The sequence below is a fragment of the Methylobacterium radiodurans genome (genome assembly GCF_003173735.1).
Classification (GTDB): Bacteria; Pseudomonadota; Alphaproteobacteria; order Rhizobiales; family Beijerinckiaceae; genus Methylobacterium; species Methylobacterium radiodurans.
The window spans coordinates 3,103,910-3,121,940 of the sequence record NZ_CP029551.1; the positions used below are offsets into that span (position 1 = coordinate 3,103,910).

Here is an 18,031-nt window from a genome sequence, read left to right on the forward strand (position 1 = left end):
GCACGCAGGGATCGGAACAAGGAGGGGGCTTGGCCGTTCACGCCCCGAAGCAGCCCGCCGCGGCGATCCCCGCCGCGTCGACCGGGCCGCGAACCTGATGGGAGTGACGTGATGAGCAGCACCACCGACAAGCTCAAGGGCCTGGCCAACGAGGCCGTCGGCAACGTCAAGCAGGGCATCGGCAAGGCCACCGGCAACGAGAAGATGCAGGCCGAGGGCAAGGCGCAGGAGCTGAAGGGCGAGACCCAGCGCGCCGTCGGCGGCGTCAAGGACGGCGTGAACAACGCCGCGCAGAAGGCCGCGGACGCCGTCAAGGGCCGCTGAGCCCTCGGCACAGCCGATCGACCGCGGAAGGCCGGCTCTGCCGGCCTTCTTCGTTTCCGGAACCGCAATCCCAGACAGAGGAACAGACATGAACCGCGATCACTTCGAGGGCGGCGTCCGCAACCTGCGCGGGCGCGCCAAGACCGCCGTGGGCGCCGTGGGCGGCCGGCCCGGCCGGCAGATCGAGGGCGCGATCGACCAGGCGGCGGGGGCGGCTCAGTACGCCTACGCGGAGGCGCGCGACACGGCGGAGGCCCTCGCCCGCGACGGACGCCACCTCGCCCACGAGGTGCGCGGGCGCGGCCGGGCGCTCTACGACGAGGCGGAGTCGCGCGGCCGGCACTATCGCGACCGCGCCGAGCGCCACGGCCGGGCCCTGGCGCACCGGGCGAACGAGAACCGCGCGACCACGGTGGCGGTGGTGGCCGCCGTCGCCTTCGGCCTGGGCTGGATCGTCCGCGGCCGGGACTGATGCCGGACCGATCGGCCCCGGCCCGCTCCGGGGTCGATCGGAACAGGCATAAAGACATCTTTATGTCTTGATTGCTTCGCTGGTCTCGACCTGCTACAGGCGTCGCCGACGCGGTCGTAGCCCGCGGGAGGAAGCTCCCGCGCAGGCCCGCCCGCACCGGACCCCAAGCCGAGACACGGAGCTTCAGACCCCATGGCCAAGGATTACATCGTCAGGGACATCGGTCTGGCCGATTACGGCCGCAAGGAGATCTCGATCGCCGAGAGCGAGATGCCGGGCCTGATGGCGGTCCGCCAGGAATACGGCCCGAGCCAGCCGCTGAAGGGCGCCAAGATCGCCGGCTCGCTCCACATGACGATCCAGACCGCGGTGCTGATCGAGACGCTGAAGCACCTCGGCGCCGATATCCGCTGGGTGTCGTGCAACATCTACTCGACCCAGGACCACGCCGCCGCCGCGATCGCCGCCGCCGGCATCCCGGTCTTCGCCGTGAAGGGCGAGACCCTGGAGGAGTACTGGGACTACACCGCCCGCCTGTTCGACTGGCACGACGGCGGCATGCCGAACATGATCCTCGACGACGGCGGCGACGCCACGATGTTCGTGCATCTCGGCCTGCGCGCCGAGAACGGCGACACCGCCTTCCTCGACAAGCCGGGCTCCGAGGAGGAGGAGGTCTTCTTCGCGCTCCTCAAGAAGAAGCTGAAGGAGAAGCCGAAGGGCTGGTTCGCGGGCCTCGCCGAGTCGATCAAGGGCGTCTCCGAGGAGACCACCACGGGCGTGCACCGCCTCTACATCCTCGCCAAGGAGGGCAAGCTGCTCTTCCCGGCGATCAACGTGAACGACTCGGTCACCAAGTCGAAGTTCGACAACCTCTACGGCTGCAAGGAGTCGCTGGTCGACGGCATCCGCCGCGGCACCGACGTGATGATGGCCGGCAAGGTCGCGATGGTCGCGGGCTTCGGCGACGTCGGCAAGGGCTCGGCCGCCTCGCTCCGCAACGCCGGCTGCCGCGTCCTGGTCTCGGAGATCGACCCGATCTGCGCGCTCCAGGCCGCGATGGAGGGCTACGAGGTCGTGACGATGGAGGACGCCGCCCCGCGCGCCGACATCTTCGTGACCGCCACCGGCAACAAGGACATCATCACCCTCGACCACATGCGGGCGATGAAGGACCGGGCGATCGTCTGCAACATCGGCCACTTCGACAACGAGATCCAGGTTGCCGGCCTGAAGAACCTCAAGTGGACCAACATCAAGCCGCAGGTCGACGAGATCGAGTTCGCCGACGGCCACCGCATCATCCTCCTGTCGGAGGGGCGTCTGGTGAACCTCGGCAACGCGACCGGCCACCCGTCCTTCGTGATGTCGGCCTCCTTCACCAACCAGACGCTGGCCCAGATCGAGCTCTGGACCAACCCGGGCAAGTACGAGCGGCAGGTCTACACCCTGCCGAAGGCGCTGGACGAGAAGGTCGCGGCCCTGCACCTCGAGAAGGTCGGCGCCAAGCTCTCGAAGCTGCGCCCCGATCAGGCAGCGTATATCGGCGTCGGCGAGAGCGGCCCGTTCAAGCCCGAGCATTACCGCTACTGAGGGCTCCGGCCCCGTCGCTCAAAATTTTCTTGAGCCTTATCGAGCCCGGCCGCCTCGCCGGGCTCTTTGCATTTTGTCAAGCCTGTGCCGGGCCCGGGCACTGTGTCTTCTGTGTGTCGCGCGCGCGTGGCGTGCGCCCCGGCTCCCGGGCCTGCGCGCAAAACCCCTTCCGGCGCGATTCGACCCCGCGCTAAGGTGAACCGAATCTTCAGATGAGGCGACGCGCCGGCGATCCGTGAGGATGGCCGGCGGGAACGGTGCCGCGTGCGCCGCGCGATCGCGTGCGCCGGCCTCATCGGCGGTCGAGCCCATCGTCCCGGATCTCGCGATTCGGGATGATGGGCCCGGTTTCGAAAATGTGCATTGTCCTGATCCGGAAGCCGCGCGCCACCGTTCGAACGATGCTCTAGGGATGAGGCGGGTCATGGGTCTCGAACGGACGGCGCGGCTCGCGGCCCGCGTCGGCGCGATCGGTGTCGGCGGGCTCTTCTGCCTCGGCGCCGCCTGGGCCGCGCCCGCGGATGCCGCCACGGCGCTCCACATGCACGGCGTGGCCAGCCTCTCGGTGCTGGGGGGCCTCCTGGCCTTCGCCACGATTCTCTCGCTCCTGCACCTGCGCGAGCGCGCGCGCTGGACCCGGCGCGACCGCGAGCAGGCCGCGGCGCTGGACGCGCTGCGCGGCGCGCACGACCGGGCCGAGATGCTGCTCAACGCCGAGCGCCAGATCATCGTGACGTGGAACGAGCGCAGCGAGCCGGTGATCGAGGGCGATGTCGGCCTCGCCTTCGAGGGCCGCTCGGCCGCGGGTGCGGCGCGGCGCGTGCTCGCCTTCGGCTCATGGCTGCTGCCTGCGGACGCCGGCGCGATCGAGGCGGCGGTCGAGGCCCTGCTGGTGCGCGGCACAGGCTTCCATCTCGCGCTGCGCAGCCAGGCCGGCCGCAGCATCGAGGCGCAGGGCCAGGCGGTGGCCGGCCGAGCCCTGCTGCGCCTGCGCGAGACCAGCGAAGAGCGCCGCGAGATCGCGGAGCTGCGCGGGACGCTCGACGAGGCGCGTCGGGGCGTGGCCGCGCTCTCCGCCCTGCTCGACGCGATCCCGCAGCCGGTCTGGCGGCGCAACCGCGAGGGGGGGCTGGCCTGGGTCAACATGGCCTACGCGGCGGCCGTCGAGGCACCGTCGCGCGAGGCCGCCCTCGACCAGGGGCTCGAACTCCTCGACCGGCCGGCCCGCGAGACGGTGGCCCGCGAGGATGCCGCGCGGCGCGGCGCGGGTCCGGCGGTGGCCCGCCTCTCCGCCGTGGTCGCCGGCAGCCGCCGGGTGCTCGACGTGTTCGAGAGCCGCGCCGACAGCGGCCGGGTCGGCATCGCGGTCGACGTCTCGGAGCTGGAGAGCGTGCGCGCCGACCTGCAGCGGCAGATGAACGCCAACGTGCGGACCCTCGACCAGCTGCCGACCGCGGTGGCGATGTTCGACGACCGCCAGCGCCTGATCTTCCACAACGCCGCCTACCGCCAGCTCTGGGACCTCGACGCCGCCTTCCTGGAGAGCCGGCCCTCCGACGGCGAGATCCTCGACCACCTGCGGGCCCAGCGGAAGCTGGAGGAGCACGCCGATTTCCGCGCCTGGAAGCATGGCGTGCTGGCCGCCTACCGCGCCGTCGAGGCCAACGAGACCTGGTGGTACCTGCAGGACGGCCGGACCCTCCGGGTGGTGGCCGACCCGAACCCGCAAGGGGGTCTGACCTACCTGTTCGACGACGTCTCGGACCGGGTGAACCTCGAATCCCGCTACAACGCCCTGATGCGGGTCCAGGCGGAGACGCTCGACACCCTGCGCGAGCCGGTCGCCGTGTTCGGCGGCGACGGGCGCCTGACCCTCGCCAACCGAGCCTTCTCGGCCTTCTGGCGCCTCGACCCCGAGTTGATCGCCGAGCGCCCGCGCGTCGAGGCGGTGATCGAGGCCTGCCGCCGCCTCGCGCCCGCCGAGGAGCCCTGGCTCGACATCCGCGACCGCGTCGTCGGCCTGGAGAGCCGCGAGGGCCTCGCCTGCCGGCTGGAGGTGGTGGACGGCACGGTGCTCGACTGCACCGCCCAGCCCCTGCCGGACGGCGCGACGCTGCTCACCCTCATCGACGTCACCGCGAGCGTGAACGTCGAACGGGCGCTGACCGAGAAGAACGACGCCCTGGAAAAGGCCGCGCAGCTGCGCGACAGCTTCGTCCACCACGTCTCCTACGAGCTGCGCTCGCCGCTCACCAACATCATCGGCTTCACGCAGCTCCTGGGCGACGAATCGGTGGGTGCGCTCAACGTCCGCCAGCGCGAGTATTCCGAGCACATCATGCGCTCGTCGGGCGCGCTCCTCGTCATCATCAACGACATCCTCGACCTCGCCTCGATCGATGCCGGCTCTCTGGAGCTGCAGCGCGAGATGGTCGACGTGCCGGCCACCGTCGAGGCGGCGATGCGCGGCATCGAGGACCGGCTCGCGGAGTCCCGGCTCACCGTGCAGCTCGACGTGCCCCCCGGCATCGGCAGCATCTACGCCGACGGCAAGCGCGTGCGGCAGATCCTGTTCAACCTCCTGTCGAACGCGGTCGGCTTCTCGCATCCGGGCGAGCGCATCGAGGTGCAGGCGCGCCGCACCGCGACCGACCTCACGCTCAGCGTGCGCGACCACGGCGTCGGCATGCCGGTCGAGGTTGCCGCCCTGGTCTTCGACCGTTTCGAGAGCCGCACGCTCGGCACCCGCCACCGCGGCGTCGGCCTCGGGCTCTCGATCGTACGCTCCTTCGTGGAGTTGCACGGCGGCCGGGTCACGCTCGAGTCGAGCCCGGGCGCGGGCACCTGCGTCACCTGCAGCTTCCCGCTGGTCGATCCCGAGGCGCAGGTGGAAGCGGCCGAGTAGGGGCCGATCACGCGGCCGTGCGGCGCGGATCGCTTGACGCGCCACGCCAGGGGTCTCAGCACGGCCCGATGTCGACACTTGCGACCCCGAAACTCGCGACCACCGGCTGGGCCGTCTTCCGCAACGGCGATTTCCGCCTGTTCGGCGCGGCCCGCTTCCTCACCGGGCTCGCCTACCAGATGCAGGCGGTGGCGATCGGCTGGTTCGTCTACGACCTGACGAAATCCGCCCTGGCGCTCGGCCTCGTCGGGCTCGCGGGCTTCCTGCCGGCGATGCTCGCCGCGCTGATCACCGGCCACGTCGCCGACACCTACGACCGGCGGCTCGTGGCCGCATTCAGCTTCGGCGTGCAGGCGGCAACGAGCTTCGGGCTGCTCCTCTACGCGCTCTCCGGGGCGCAGGCGGTCTGGCCGGTCTACGCGCTGGTGATCCTCGTCGGCACCGGCCGCGCCTTCGCCAACCCGGCGCTGCAGGCGCTCCTGCCGACGCTGGTCTCCCGCGAGCTGTTCGGCGGCGCCATCGCCTGGAACGCCTCGCTCTGGCAGACCTCCTCCGTGCTGGGGCCGGCGGCGGGTGGCCTGCTCTACGCGGCGGGGCCGGCGGTGGTCTTCGGCGGGGCGGGGGCGAGCTTCGCGCTCGCAGCTCTCCTCGTCGCCGCCATCCGCTTCCGGCCCGCTGCTTCGAGCGAGCGGCCGCGAGTCAGCTGGGCCACGCTCTCGGCCGGGCTCGCCTACATCCGCTCGCAGCCCGTGGTGCTCGGCGCGATCAGCCTCGACCTCTTCGCCGTGCTGTTCGGCGGCGCCACCGCGCTCCTGCCGATCTTCGCCGCCGAGGTGCTGCATGTCGGCCCCCTCGGGCTCGGGGCGTTGCGCAGCATGCCGGCTGCGGGCGCCGTCACGATGGCGATATGGCTCGCCTACCGACCGCTGCGCCGCCACGCGGGCATCCGGATGCTCCGGGCGGTCGCCGTGTTCGGCCTCGCCATCGTGGTGTTCGGCCTCTCGACCTCGCTGCCGCTCTCGATGCTCTGCCTGTTCGTGACGGGCGCGGCCGACATGATCAGCGTCTACGTCCGCCAGAGCTTCGTCCAGGGCGAGACGCCGGACGCCATGCGGGGCCGGGTCGCGGCCGTGAACACCGTCTTCATCGGCGCCTCGAACGAGCTCGGCGAGTTCGAGTCCGGCCTCCTCGCGGCCGCGCTCGGCGCGGTGCCGGCCGTGGTCGCCGGGGGCGCGATGACGGTGCTGATTGCGCTGGCCTGGGGCCGGCTGTTCCCGGCCCTACGGGAGCGGGATCGGTTGCTCGCCCGGGAGTGAGGCCGAAGAACCGCCCCCGGTGGCGAACCGTCAGGCCGGGACGGGCTCGCGGCGTCGCCGCCGGGGCCGGAACATCAGGGCACAGCCGATCACCCCCACGACGCCCACGCCAGCGCCGACATAGACGAGCTCCGCATCGGTCTGCTCCTGATGCGCCGTGTCGGGCAGGACGATCAGGTTCTCGGAGGCCAACGTCCCTTCGCCGGTCCCACCACGCATGTACTTGATCGGCAGGGAGGCGGCGACCAGTCGGTCCTCGACGATGATCTGCCGGGCGAATTCGTGGGAGATCGTGACATCCTCGACCCTGTGCTCGACGCCGCCCGCATCGCGCCAGCTGAGATCGAGCTTGTAGGTCGTGCCGCCGCGGCGGCGCTTCACCCGCTTGGCGTTGTCGATGGCAGCGACCGTCTCGACGCCGTTGGCCATCACCTCTCGTCGGCGGTTGCCGTCGTGCCAGCAGGACAGCGTCACAATCGGGCCGCCGACGGCGCAGATCACGAGGAGCCACTTCAGCTTTCCGACGATCCAACCCACCATGCCCGGCACCTCTCCTCTGTTTCGGAGGCTTCAGGCTACGGCGATCTGCGAGCCGGATCAAACTTGCGCGCGCCGCACGACCTCGAATAGGGCTGCGCACTTGCGGCAAAAGCAGAACGGCGGCCCGATCGGGCCGCCGTTGTTGCGCGTCTTCTCGATCCAGGTCCCTCAGCGCCCAGCGAGCAGCGGCGACCAGGTCGGGTCGCTGGCGTAGGAGGGGGTCGGCACCGGCTGCTCCACCTTGCCGGTGATGTCGACCATGTAGAGCTTACCGCCGCCCTGGCCGCCCGGATCGCGGAAGAACAGCACGTACTGGCCGTTCGGCGCGAAGGTCGGGCCCTCGTTGTGGAAGCCCTCCGTCAGCACCCGCTCGCCCGAGCCGTCGGGCTTCATCACGCAGATGGCGAAGCCCCCTTTCCGCTGGCGCGTGAAGGCGATGAGGTCGCCGCGCGGCGACCAGGCCGGCTGCGAGGCCGAGCCCTCGCCGAAGGAGATGCGGTGCGGGTTCGAGCCGTCCGCGCCCATCACGTAGATCTGCTGCGAGCCGCCGCGGTCGGACTCGAACACGATCTGCGAGCCGTCCGGCGAGTAGGTCGGCGAGGTATCGATCGCCATGCCGTTGGTGATCGAGCGCTGCGCCTTCGAGGCGAGGTCCATCGTCACGATGTCGGCGTTGCCACCCTGCTGCACGCTCATCACGAGGCGGCGGCCGTCCGGCGAGAAGCGCGGGCTCGCGCTCATCGAGTCCACGTTGCCGACCGCCTGCCGCGTTCCCGTCTCCAGGTTGATCACCTGTACGCGCGGCTGGTGACCCGTGGCCTGCGCCATGAAGGCGATGTCCTGGGTCGCGGGCGAGTAGCGCGGGGCGACGATGGCGTTCTCGCCGGTGGTGATGGCGCGCACGTTCGCGCCGTCCTGGTCCATCACCATCAGGCGCTTGCGGCGGTTCTCCTTCGGGCCGGACTCGTCCACGAAGGCGATGCGGCTGTCGAACCACGGGCCGATGCCGGTGATCTTCGTGTAGACCGCGTCGGAGATCAGGTGGCCGGTGCGGCGGGCGTTGGCCGGGTCGGTGGCGTATTGCTGGCCGGTCATCTGCTGGCCCGAGGTCACGTCCCAGAGCCGGAACTCGACCTTGAGGCGGCCGCCGCCGTCGCGCGAGACGCGGCCCGTGACGAGGCCCTGCACGCCGGTGGCGCGCCACTTGTCGAAGGCCGGCGCCGCGTCGAAGGCCGGGTTCTCCGGGAAGCGCCCCTTGTCGAGCGGCGTGAAGTAGCCGGAGCGGCGCAGGTTGTTCGCGACCACGCCGGAGACGAGCCCGCCGAGGCTCGGGTCGCCCGCGAAGTCGGCGATCGCGATCGGCAGCGGCTGGAAGGCGCCGCCGCCGATGCGCAGCTGGAGCTGCGCCTGCGCGGGCAGCCCGCACAGGACGAGGGCGAGGAGAGCCAGGAGCGTGGCGAGCGGCGCCGCGCGGCGCCGCGGGTGAGCGAGATGCATGGTGGTCGGGTCCGGTCGCTGGATCGGGCGGGTCGGGTCGCGGGCGTCAGGTCGCCGTGAACTCGAACTCCGCGTTGATGGCTTTCCAGTCGTTGTAGTAGGGCGCGTACTGGGCCGGGATCTTGTAGGGCGCGCAGCGCCGCACCGCCCGGAGCGCCGCCGAGGCGATCGACTGGTCGGTCGCGTTCTGGCCCGAGCGCATCACCCGCGGCTCGGCGCCGAGCGTCCCGTCCGGGTTCAACCGGATGTCGAGCACCGGCAGGATCACGCCCTGCGAGGCGCCGGGGGGCGCCGAGTAGCAGCGCTCGATCTGCTGCTGGAGCATGCCGACGAGCGCGTCGCGCATCGAGGGCGAGAGCTTCTGCGAGGTGCCCGTGGCCGCACCCAGCGAGGCGACGCGCTGCACGTCGCGTCCCGTCGCGCCGGTCGATTGCGAGGGCGATTTCGAGGCGAGCAGGGACTTGATGTCGCCGGCGTTGAACTTGTCGGCCAGTTCCGCCTGCTTGCGCGCCTTGGCCTCGGCATCCGCCTTGGCCTTCGCGTCGGCCATCGCCTTGGCCTTGGCGGCCTTGGCGGCGGCCTCGGCTTTGGCGGCGGCCTCCGCCTTCGCCTTGGCGGCCGCCTCCGCTTTCTCGCGCTCGGCCTCGGCCTTCGCCTCGGCGATCTCCTTCTGGCGCTCGGCTTCCTTGCGCTCGGCCTCGGCCTTCGCGGCGGCCTCGGCCTTGGCCTTGGCGGCGGCATCCGCCTTCGCCTTGGCGGCGGCCTTGGCCTTCGCTTCGGCCGCGGCCTCCGCTTCCTCGCGCTCGATCAGCTTGGCGAGTTCCTCGCGCTTCTCCGCTTCCGCCTTGGCGGCCTCGGCCTTCGCCTTGGCCTCCGCCTTGGCGGCGGCCGCCTTCTCGGCCGCGGCCTTCTCCGCCGCCGCGGCCTTGGCGGCCCTGGCGGCCTCGGCCTTCTCCGCGGCGGCCTTCTCCGCCGCGGCCTTCGCCTCCGCCTTGGCCTTCTCCTCGGCCGGGTCCGGCTCGCTCATGCGCAGCGCCATCGCGTCGGCGTTGGCGACCTTCATGTCGGCGGTGCGGGTGGGCGCGGTCGGCGAGTCGACCTTCGCGTTCTCCGGCTCGCGCTCCTCGAACGTCTCCGCCTTGCGGTCGGCCCGGGGCTTGGCGTCGGAGAGCGGCTTCTCGGCGTTGCGCTCGCCCTTGGTCAGCTCCGAGAACTGGTTCTCGGTGATCACCTCGACGGGCACGCCCTCCTGCGCCTCGGGAAGCGCCGGGGCCGAGATGCCGATGATCGCGGCGGCCACCACGGCGACGTGGGTCCCCACCGAGATCCAGACCCCCGGTTCCCTGCGGTCGAGCTTGAGTGCCACGCTGGCGCCCCGCTATCTCTGGTCGGGCTCGGTGACGAGGGCGACCTTGCGGAAGCCCCCGCCGGTGACGATCGCCATCACCTGGGCGACGCGGCCGTAATCGACGCGCTTGTCGCCGCGCACGAAGACCCGCTCCTCGGTGCCGGATTTCGAAGCCTCGGTGAGCTTGGGCACGATCGTGTCGTCGGAGAGTTCGTCCTCGCCGAGGAAGACCTGACCGGTCTGGCGGATCGACAGTGTGATGGGCTTGGTGTCGGAGTTGAGCGGCGCCGCCTTCGACTGCGGCAGGTCCAGCGGCACGCCGACCGTCATCATCGGGGCTGCCACCATGAAGATGATCAGCAGCACCAGTACGACGTCGATGAACGGCGTCATGTTGATCTCGTTGATCGCACCGGCGCGCCGCCCGCCGCGCCGCCGACGTGTGCCGCCCTTGCCGCCCGCTGCCATGCCCATGGATCAGGTCCTTCCGGGTCAGGTTCGCCGGGTTAGGCGGCGAGCGAGAGGCGCTCGTCGATCTGGCGGGAGAGGATCGCCGAGAACTCGTCGGCGAAACCCTCCAGCCGCGACTGGGCCTTGGCCACCTCGGCCTGGAGCTTGTTGTAGGCGAGCACCGCGGGAATGGCCGCGAACAGGCCGATCGCGGTGGCGAAGAGCGCCTCGGCGATGCCCGGCGCCACGACCGCGAGCGAGGTGTTCTTGGAGGCCGCGATCGACGTGAAGGCGGTCATGATGCCCCAGACCGTGCCGAACAGGCCGATATAGGGGCCGGCCGAGCCGATCGAGGCGAGGAAGAGGAGGCGCGACTCGAGGCGCTCGACCTCGCGCTGGATGGTGACGTCGAGGGTCTTGTCGATGCGCTGGCTCAGCGACTGGATCTGCCGGCCCGAGCCCTCGAAGGAGCGCTTCCACTCGCGCATGGCGGCGACGAACACGGCGGCGAGGCCGGTGGCCGGACGGTCGTTGAACGAGCGGAACAGCTCCTCCAGCGAGCGGCCGGACCAGAACGCGTCCTCGAAGGAATCCATCTCGGCGCGGGTGCGGCGGAACAGCAGGGTCTTGTCGACGATGATCGCCCAGCACCAGACCGAGGCGGCGAGCAGGCCCACCATCACGATCTTCACGACGAAGTGGGCCTGCAGGAACAGGCCGAGCAGGCTCATATCGGCGACCGGTGCGTGGACCGCCATGGCGTCGGCTGGATTCATGGACCTGTTCCTCGGTGCCCGGGGCGCGCCCGTACCGAAGCGGGCAAGGCTCGCGCTCGGGCCAAATCGTCGAACGATATCAACGGCAATCGCCGCCGAACGTGTCGAAGTTAGGGCCGCGCGGGGCAGGCCGCTCCGCGGGAATGCATGCGGACGAGTTAAGGCCCTGGCAGGGTTAAGAATTGGTATCTGCCGCGGGCGCCCCTTCCGGCGCGAGCCTCTGCCGCAACCGCTCGGGCAGGCGAATGGCCCGGCCGCCGCGCACGCAGGCCACCACCACCTCGGCGCGCACCAGGGCCTCCTCGCCCCGCATCACGGCCTGGGAGAGGTGCATCGAGGCGCCGCGCAGCTCCCGCGTCGCGGTGACGATGGTCAGCGCGTCGTCCATGCGGGCGGGCTTGAGGTAGTCGATCTCCATGCGGCGCACCACGAAGACGAGCCCGTCCGCGTCGCGGTGGAGGTCGGACTGGTCGCCAGCCAGATCCCGCAGCAGCTCGGTACGGCCGCGCTCCATGAAGCGCAGGTAGCTCGCGTGGTAGACGAAGCCCGAGAAGTCGGTGTCCTCGTAGTAGACCCGCACCGGCAGCCGGTGCGCGTCGGCGCGTGTCGTCGGATCCATGGATGCCCAAGTCTCGGGAGACGCGGGCTTCTAACGACTCGGGCGGCCGATGGCGAGGGTTGGAGGACGCCCTCAGATCTCGATCTCGGTGCCTACCTCGACCACCTGCCGGGTCGGCACGCAGAAATAGGCGCCGGTGCGCTCGGCGTTGCGCTGCATGAAGGCGAACAGGTTCTCCCGCCACGGCATCATGCCGCGGTCGTCGCTCTTCGGGATGACTGTCTCGTGCCCGATGAAGACCGTCATGTCGTCGAGGATCGCGGCCGGGAGGTGCCGGTGCTCGACCGCGCAGCGCAGGCCCTCGGGGATCGAGGCGTCCTCCATGAAGCCGTAGCGCAGGGTCAGCCGGTAGAAGTCCGGCGCCAGCAGGGTGGCGTGCGCGCGCTCGGCCTCCGGCACCGTCGGCGTCTCCTCGTAGAGCGCGGTGACGATGACGACGCGCCGATGCAGCGCGTGGCTGCGCTCGACGAAGCGCGAGAGGTGCAGCGGGATGCCGTGGGTCGCGGCCGACAGGAAGGCCCCGGTGCCGGGCAGGCGGACGATGTCCCGGTGCTGCATGTTCGCCAGGAAGGCGGATTCGGGCTGGCGCATCGCGGCGCGCGCCTCCTCGATGAGCTGGTTGCCGCGCCGCCAGGTCAGCATCATCAGCGCGACGAAGCCGGCCAGCACCAGCGGAAACCAGCCGCCCTCGAACAGCTTCACGCTGTTGGCGCTTAAGAAAACGAGGTCGATCAGCAGGAAGAATCCGTTGACGGCGAGGATGGCAGGCAGCGCGTAGCCCCATCGGTGCGCGATGAGCGCGGCCAGGATCGTGGTGATCGCCATCAGCAGCGAGACCGCGATGCCGTAGGCGCCGGCCAGCGCGTCCGAGGTCTCGAACACCACGACCGCCGTCAGCGTGGCCGCGGCGAGCAGCCAGTTCACCGCCGGCACGTAGATCTGCCCGCGCTCGTCGGAGGCCGTCTGGACGATGCGCATCGCGGGCAGGAAGCCGAGCTGGATCGATTGCTGGGTGAGCGAGAAGACCCCGGAGATGATCGCCTGCGAGGCGATCACGGTGGCGAGCGTCGCGAGCCCGATCAGCGGGTAGTGCGCCCAGTCCGGGGCGAGGCGGTAGAACGGGTTCTCGATCGCGTCCGGCTCCAGCAGCAGCCCCGCGCCCTGGCCCAGATAGTTGATCACGAGGGCCGGCAGCACGAGGGCGAACCACGAGATCCGGATCGGCCCGGCGCCGAAATGGCCGAGATCGGCGTACATCGCCTCGCCGCCGGTGACCGCCAGGAAGGCGGCGCCCAGCATCGCGAAGCTCACGCCCCAGCCGGCATGGCCCATGAACTCCACCGCCTTCAGCGGATTGGCCGCGGCGAGGATCTCGGGCCGGTGCCAGATGCCGCCGAGGCCGAGCAGGACGAGCACGCAGAACCAGACCAGCATCACCGGTCCGAACATCCGGCCGATGAAGGCGACGCCCTTGCTCTGCACGAGGAACAGGGCAACGAGGATCGCCAGGGTGATCGGCACGACGAAGCGCCCCAGGGCGGGGGCATCGACCTTCAGGCCCTCCACCGCCGAGAGGACCGAGATCGCGGGGGTGATCGCGCCGTCCCCGTAGAGGAGGGCGGCGCCGACGAGGCCGATCACGAGCAGCAGCGCCTGCCAGGAGCCGGGTTTGGCGTGGCGGGCGCCGAGCAGCGCCAGCATCGCCACGATGCCGCCCTCGCCGTTATTGTCGGCCCGCAGGATCAGCACCGCGTACTTGATCGAGACGATCAGGATCAGGGCCCAGAGGATCAGCGAGACGGCGCCCGTCACCGCGGCCGGATCGGCGCTGTGGGCGCCGGGATTGGCCGCCCGCACCGCTTCCTTGAAGGCGTAGAGCGGGCTCGTGCCGATATCGCCGTAGACGACGCCGAGCGCACCGAGCAGAAGGGCGGGCTTCAGCCGGCCGCCGCCGTCACCGGCCTCGCAACCCGCGCGGACCTCGCTCTGGCTCACTGTCGGCTCCGGGCAGGCGCGACCCGATCCGGGTCTGTCGGGCGCTACAACGCGCGACCGGGCTCCGCGGTCCCACGGGCCGGCCAAAAGCTTGGCGGCCTGTCACGCGGCCGCCGCGGCCACGAGGCCTCCGGGGCAGGGCTCTCCGCGACCGAGGCAGAAGACCGGCGCCGCGACCCGCGGCCGGATCGCCGCCGCGACAGTCTCCGGCGGCGTCGGCGCGCCAGGGCTCTCGCTCACCGCGACCGCCCGCAGCGCCACGGCGTGGAAGCGGAGGGTCTCGCTGGCGGTGAGCGCGTGGCTGATCGCGCCGAGATAGCTGCCGGAGACGAGGAGCGCCGGGATCGCGAGCGCCCGCAGCCAGTCGAGCCCGGTGGCGTCCGCCGTGACCGGGCTCATCAGGCCGCCGACGCCCTCGATGATCAGAACGTCCTCGGCGCGGGCGATCTCGGCGCGGCACCAAGCGACGAGGTCGGAGAGCGCCAGGGTACGGCCCTCGAGCGCCGCCGCCTGATCGGGCGCGAGCGGCGCGGCGTAGCGCCAGGGCGAGCAGGACTCGACGGCCTCCGGCGTCGGCGCGAGGCCCTGGGCGTCCAGCAGCCGGGCGGTGTCGCTCGCGGCGAAGGCCGGGTCGTCGAGGGGCGGGACGCCGCTCGCCAGCGGCTTCAGGGTGCGGACCCGGCGGCCATCCGCGATCAGCTGCCGGGTGAGGGCGGCGGTGACGTAGGTCTTGCCGATCTCGGTGCCGGCACCGGCGATGAACAGGGCGGGCATGGGGTGAGTGTCTTGATCGGAGGCGCGGCGCGTGCCGCTCTCCCTCCCCCCTTTGCGGGGGAGGGTGCCGAACGCAGTGAGGCGGGAGAGGGGACGACGCTTCAGGACGATGCTTGGCATCGCCGCCGCGACGGCACCTGACACCGGGTTCCCCTCACCCGACCCGCTTCGCGGGCCACCCTCCCCCGCAGAGGGGGGAGGGAAGTCGCGCAACGTCAGACCTGATAGCTGCCGTGGCAGTGCTTGTACTTCTTGCCCGAGCCGCAGGGGCAGGCCTCGTTGCGGCCGACGCGGCCCCAGGTGGCCGGATCGGCGGGGTCGCGCTCCAGCACGGCGCCGTCCGCCGCAAGGCCTTGCGCCGCAAAGCCGAGCGCCGGGCCCGCGCCGCCGTCGCTACCGGAGCCGCGGCCGAACTCGTTCTCGCCGGTCACCGGGTCGAGGTGCTGGGCGAACATCGGCGGCAGGCTCGGCGCCTCGCCCGGGAAGGGCTGAGCCCCGGCCTGGTCCGGCTCCTGGAACATGATCTCGACGCGGGAGAGCTGGCCGGTCACCTGCTCGCGCAAGCTGGCCACGAGGCTGTTGAAGAGATCGAAGGCCTCGGACTTGTACTCGTTCAGCGGGTCGCGCTGGGCGAAACCGCGCCAGCCGATCACCTGCCGCAGGTGGTCGAGCGTCACGAGGTGCTCGCGCCAGAGGTGGTCGAGGGTCTGGAGCAGCACCTGCTTCTCGATATAGGCGGTGACCTCCGCGCCGTTCTTCTCGGCGCGCTCGGCGTAGGCCTCGTCGGCGTGCTTGCGCAGGCGCTCGCGGATCTCCTCGTCGGCGATGCCCTCTTCCTTCGCCCACTCCTCAACCGGCAGGTCGAGGTTCAGCACCTCGGAGACGCGCTGGCGCAGGCCCGCGACGTCCCACTGCTCCGCGTAGGCGTTCTCGGGGATGTGGCTCGCCACGAGGTCGTCGATCACGCCGTGGCGCATGTCGTCGACGGTCTCGCGCACGCTCTCCTGGCCCATGAAGTCGCGGCGCTGCTCGAAGACGACCTTGCGCTGGTCGTTCATCACGTTGTCGTACTTGAGCACGTTCTTGCGCATGTCGAAGTTGCGCGCCTCGACCTTCTGCTGCGCCTTCTCGATGGCCTTGTTGATCCAGGGATGGATGATGGCCTCGCCCTTCTCCAGGCCGAGCTTCTGCAGCATCCCGTCCATGCGGTCGGACCCGAAGATCCGCATCAGGTCGTCCTGCAACGAGAGGTAGAACTTCGAGCGGCCGGGATCGCCCTGCCGGCCGGAGCGGCCGCGCAGCTGGTTGTCGATGCGCCGCGACTCGTGGCGCTCGGTGCCGATGATGTAGAGGCCGCCGGGCAGGTCCTTCTTGCGGCCGGCCGCCGGGTCGGCCGGCTCGCCGGTCGCCAGCACCTTGGCGCGGTTCTCGGCGATCTCGGCCTTGATCGCCTCGATCGCCGCGTCGCGCTCGGGCCCCTCGGCCATGCCGGCGAGTTCCTTCTCGACGCGCATCTCGACGTTGCCGCCGAGTTTGATGTCGGTGCCGCGGCCGGCCATGTTGGTGGCGATGGTGATGGCACCCGGCACGCCGGCCTCGGCCACGATGTAGGCCTCCTGCTCGTGGAAGCGGGCGTTCAGCACCGCGAAGCGCTTGGTCACCCGGCCCTCGCGGGCGGCGGCGTAGACGTCGGTCAGCGCGTTCGGGTCGGAATAGTCCAGCGCCTTGTAGCCGTGCTTGCGCAGCAGGTCGGCGAGGTACTCGGACTTCTCGATCGAGCCGGTGCCGACGAGAACGGGCTGCAGCCGGGAATGGGCCCGGTCGATCTCCTCGATGATCGCCTCGTACTTCTCCTCGACGGTGCGGTAGACCTGATCGTCCTCGTCGACGCGCTCGACCTCCTTGTTGGTCGGGATGTCGACCACTTCGAGCTTGTAGATCTCGGCGAACTCGTCCGCCTCGGTCGAGGCCGTGCCGGTCATGCCGGCGAGCTTCTTGTAGAGGCGGAAGTAGTTCTGGAAGGTGATCGAGGCGAGCGTCTGGTTCTCGGGCTGGATCGTCACCCGCTCCTTGGCCTCCAGCGCCTGATGGAGCCCTTCCGAGTAGCGCCGGCCCTGCATCATGCGGCCGGTGAACTCGTCGATGATCACCACCTCGTCGTTGCGGACGATGTAGTCCTTGTCGCGCGTGAACAGGGTGTGGGCGCGCAGCGCCTGGTTGACGTGGTGGACGAGGGAAACGTTGTGAGCGTCGTAGAGGTCGCCCTCCCGGAGGATGCCGGCCTCGCGCATGGCCTCCTCGATGAACTCGTTGCCTTCCTCGGTCAGCGAGACGGTGCGCTGCTTCTCGTCGAGGTCGTAGTAGGACTTCTCCAGCCGCGGCATGATCGCGTCGACCGCGACGTAGAGTTCCGAGCGGTCGTCCACGGGGCCGGAGATGATCAGCGGCGTGCGCGCCTCGTCGATGAGGATCGAGTCGACCTCGTCCACGATGGCGAAGTTGTGCCCCCGCTGGGTCAGCTGGGACATCTCGTACTTCATGTTGTCGCGGAGATAATCGAACCCGTACTCGTTGTTGGTGCCGTACGTGATATCGCAGGCGTAGCTCGCCTTGCGCTGCTCGTCGTCGAGCCCGTGCACGATGGTGCCGACGGTCAGCCCCAGGAAGCGGTAGACCCGGCCCATCCACTCGGCGTCGCGCGAGGCGAGGTAGTCGTTGACCGTGACGACGTGGACGCCCTTCTCCGAGAGCGCGTTGAGGTAGACGGGGAGCGTCGCCACCAGGGTCTTGCCCTCGCCGGTGCGCATCTCGGCGATGCCGCCCTCGTGCAGCACCATGCCGCCGATGAGCTGCACGTCGAAGTGGCGCTGGCCGAGCACGCGCTTGGCGGCCTCGCGCACCGTGGCGAAGGCGGGCACGAGGATGTCGTCGAGGGTCTTGCCGTTGGCGAGTTCCGCCTTCAGCATGTCGGTGCGCGCGCGCAGGGCCTCGTCCGAGAGCGCCTGAAGCTCGGGCTCCAGCGCGTTGATCGCCGCGACGCGCGGGCGGTAGCCCTTGACGCGACGGTCGTTCGAGGAGCCGAAAATCTTCTTGGCGAGATTGCCTAGCATCGTGAACCTACGGACGCGCGAGCCCGCGGGCGGCGTGCCGCCACGGGCCGGTCTTGGCTGAGTTGGCCGGGCTTATAGAGGTAAACATCGGGGTGCGCACCTGAAAGAGGCGGCGCCCACAGGCGGGCGATTTCGCGGTCTCCACGCCTGCGGCCGCCGACGATCCGAGGGCAGTCCTCACGATCGGGTGTTCGGCGTCAGGACTGATCTGCCGCAACGCTTGCGTTCGGCGCGGGGTCAAGCCACCTGTGTCGCCGAAAGCCGCGCTTCGCACCTCTCAGCAAGCCGTTCCGGGACTCAGTCCCCCGCGGC

General features: G+C 70.6%; 14 protein-coding genes. 5 read left to right on the plus strand and 9 right to left on the minus strand.

Annotated features, from left to right (window positions below):
- Window positions 1-111: 111 nt before the first annotated feature.
- The 5 genes from DK427_RS14555 to DK427_RS14575 all read left to right on the plus strand — a co-directional run bounded on the left by DK427_RS14555 (window position 112) and on the right by DK427_RS14575 (window position 6,610).
- Window positions 112-324 carry a CsbD family protein gene (locus DK427_RS14555; RefSeq protein ID WP_109951890.1) on the plus strand — a complete coding sequence of 71 codons (213 nt, stop codon included), beginning with the start codon at window positions 112-114 and terminating at the stop codon, window positions 322-324.
- 88 nt (window positions 325-412) lie between these two features.
- Window positions 413-796, plus strand: a complete 384-nt coding sequence (locus DK427_RS14560; protein WP_109951891.1) for a CsbD family protein — start codon at window positions 413-415, stop codon at window positions 794-796.
- Window positions 797-988: 192 nt separating this feature from the next.
- Complete coding sequence (gene ahcY, locus DK427_RS14565; protein ID WP_109951892.1) at window positions 989-2,389, plus strand: adenosylhomocysteinase; 1,401 nt, start codon at window positions 989-991, stop codon at window positions 2,387-2,389.
- 424 nt (window positions 2,390-2,813) lie between these two features.
- Complete coding sequence (locus tag DK427_RS14570) at window positions 2,814-5,294, plus strand: sensor histidine kinase (RefSeq protein ID WP_109951893.1); 2,481 nt, start codon at window positions 2,814-2,816, stop codon at window positions 5,292-5,294.
- Between the two features lie 68 nt (window positions 5,295-5,362).
- A complete protein-coding gene (locus DK427_RS14575) occupies window positions 5,363-6,610 on the plus strand; it encodes an MFS transporter (protein WP_109951894.1) in 1,248 nt (415 codons plus the stop codon).
- A gap of 30 nt (window positions 6,611-6,640) precedes the next feature.
- Here DK427_RS14575 and DK427_RS14580 read toward each other — a convergent pair whose 3' ends face one another.
- The 9 genes from DK427_RS14580 to secA all read right to left on the minus strand — a co-directional run bounded on the left by DK427_RS14580 (window position 6,641) and on the right by secA (window position 17,719).
- The gene (locus DK427_RS14580; protein ID WP_109951895.1) at window positions 6,641-7,150 is read right to left on the minus strand and encodes a hypothetical protein; all 510 of its coding nucleotides are present in this window, start codon (window positions 7,148-7,150) and stop codon (window positions 6,641-6,643) included.
- Window positions 7,151-7,318: 168 nt separating this feature from the next.
- Window positions 7,319-8,647 (minus strand): Tol-Pal system beta propeller repeat protein TolB, encoded by a 1,329-nt coding sequence (tolB, locus tag DK427_RS14585; protein ID WP_109951896.1) that lies wholly within the window; start codon window positions 8,645-8,647, stop codon window positions 7,319-7,321.
- 46 nt (window positions 8,648-8,693) lie between these two features.
- Window positions 8,694-10,013, minus strand: a complete 1,320-nt coding sequence (gene tolA / locus DK427_RS14590) for a cell envelope integrity protein TolA (protein WP_109951897.1) — start codon at window positions 10,011-10,013, stop codon at window positions 8,694-8,696.
- Window positions 10,014-10,025: 12 nt separating this feature from the next.
- Entirely contained in the window at window positions 10,026-10,469 is a 444-nt protein-coding gene (locus DK427_RS14595) for an ExbD/TolR family protein (RefSeq protein WP_109951898.1), read from the minus strand.
- A gap of 32 nt (window positions 10,470-10,501) precedes the next feature.
- The gene (tolQ, locus tag DK427_RS14600; RefSeq protein WP_109951899.1) at window positions 10,502-11,221 is read right to left on the minus strand and encodes a protein TolQ; all 720 of its coding nucleotides are present in this window, start codon (window positions 11,219-11,221) and stop codon (window positions 10,502-10,504) included.
- A 175-nt stretch (window positions 11,222-11,396) separates the two neighbouring features.
- Complete coding sequence (gene ybgC, locus DK427_RS14605) at window positions 11,397-11,840, minus strand: tol-pal system-associated acyl-CoA thioesterase (protein ID WP_109951900.1); 444 nt, start codon at window positions 11,838-11,840, stop codon at window positions 11,397-11,399.
- A 72-nt stretch (window positions 11,841-11,912) separates the two neighbouring features.
- Window positions 11,913-13,835 carry a potassium transporter Kup gene (locus DK427_RS14610; RefSeq protein ID WP_109951901.1) on the minus strand — a complete coding sequence of 641 codons (1,923 nt, stop codon included), beginning with the start codon at window positions 13,833-13,835 and terminating at the stop codon, window positions 11,913-11,915.
- 102 nt (window positions 13,836-13,937) lie between these two features.
- Complete coding sequence (gene bioD, locus DK427_RS14615; protein WP_109951902.1) at window positions 13,938-14,609, minus strand: dethiobiotin synthase; 672 nt, start codon at window positions 14,607-14,609, stop codon at window positions 13,938-13,940.
- A gap of 215 nt (window positions 14,610-14,824) precedes the next feature.
- Window positions 14,825-17,719 carry a preprotein translocase subunit SecA gene (gene secA / locus DK427_RS14620; protein ID WP_109951903.1) on the minus strand — a complete coding sequence of 965 codons (2,895 nt, stop codon included), beginning with the start codon at window positions 17,717-17,719 and terminating at the stop codon, window positions 14,825-14,827.
- Window positions 17,720-18,031: the final 312 nt, after the last annotated feature.

Coding starts and splice junctions, on each gene's coding strand:
- DK427_RS14555 (WP_109951890.1), top strand. CDS start 112: ATGAGCAGCACCACCGACAAGCTCAAGGGCCTGGCCAACGAGGCCGTC.
- DK427_RS14560 (WP_109951891.1), top strand. CDS start 413: ATGAACCGCGATCACTTCGAGGGCGGCGTCCGCAACCTGCGCGGGCGC.
- ahcY (WP_109951892.1), top strand. CDS start 989: ATGGCCAAGGATTACATCGTCAGGGACATCGGTCTGGCCGATTACGGC.
- DK427_RS14570 (WP_109951893.1), top strand. CDS start 2,814: ATGGGTCTCGAACGGACGGCGCGGCTCGCGGCCCGCGTCGGCGCGATC.
- DK427_RS14575 (WP_109951894.1), top strand. CDS start 5,363: ATGTCGACACTTGCGACCCCGAAACTCGCGACCACCGGCTGGGCCGTC.
- DK427_RS14580 (WP_109951895.1), bottom strand. CDS start 7,150: ATGGTGGGTTGGATCGTCGGAAAGCTGAAGTGGCTCCTCGTGATCTGC.
- tolB (WP_109951896.1), bottom strand. CDS start 8,647: ATGCATCTCGCTCACCCGCGGCGCCGCGCGGCGCCGCTCGCCACGCTC.
- DK427_RS14595 (WP_109951898.1), bottom strand. CDS start 10,469: ATGGGCATGGCAGCGGGCGGCAAGGGCGGCACACGTCGGCGGCGCGGC.
- tolQ (WP_109951899.1), bottom strand. CDS start 11,221: ATGAATCCAGCCGACGCCATGGCGGTCCACGCACCGGTCGCCGATATG.
- ybgC (WP_109951900.1), bottom strand. CDS start 11,840: ATGGATCCGACGACACGCGCCGACGCGCACCGGCTGCCGGTGCGGGTC.
- bioD (WP_109951902.1), bottom strand. CDS start 14,609: ATGCCCGCCCTGTTCATCGCCGGTGCCGGCACCGAGATCGGCAAGACC.
- secA (WP_109951903.1), bottom strand. CDS start 17,719: ATGCTAGGCAATCTCGCCAAGAAGATTTTCGGCTCCTCGAACGACCGT.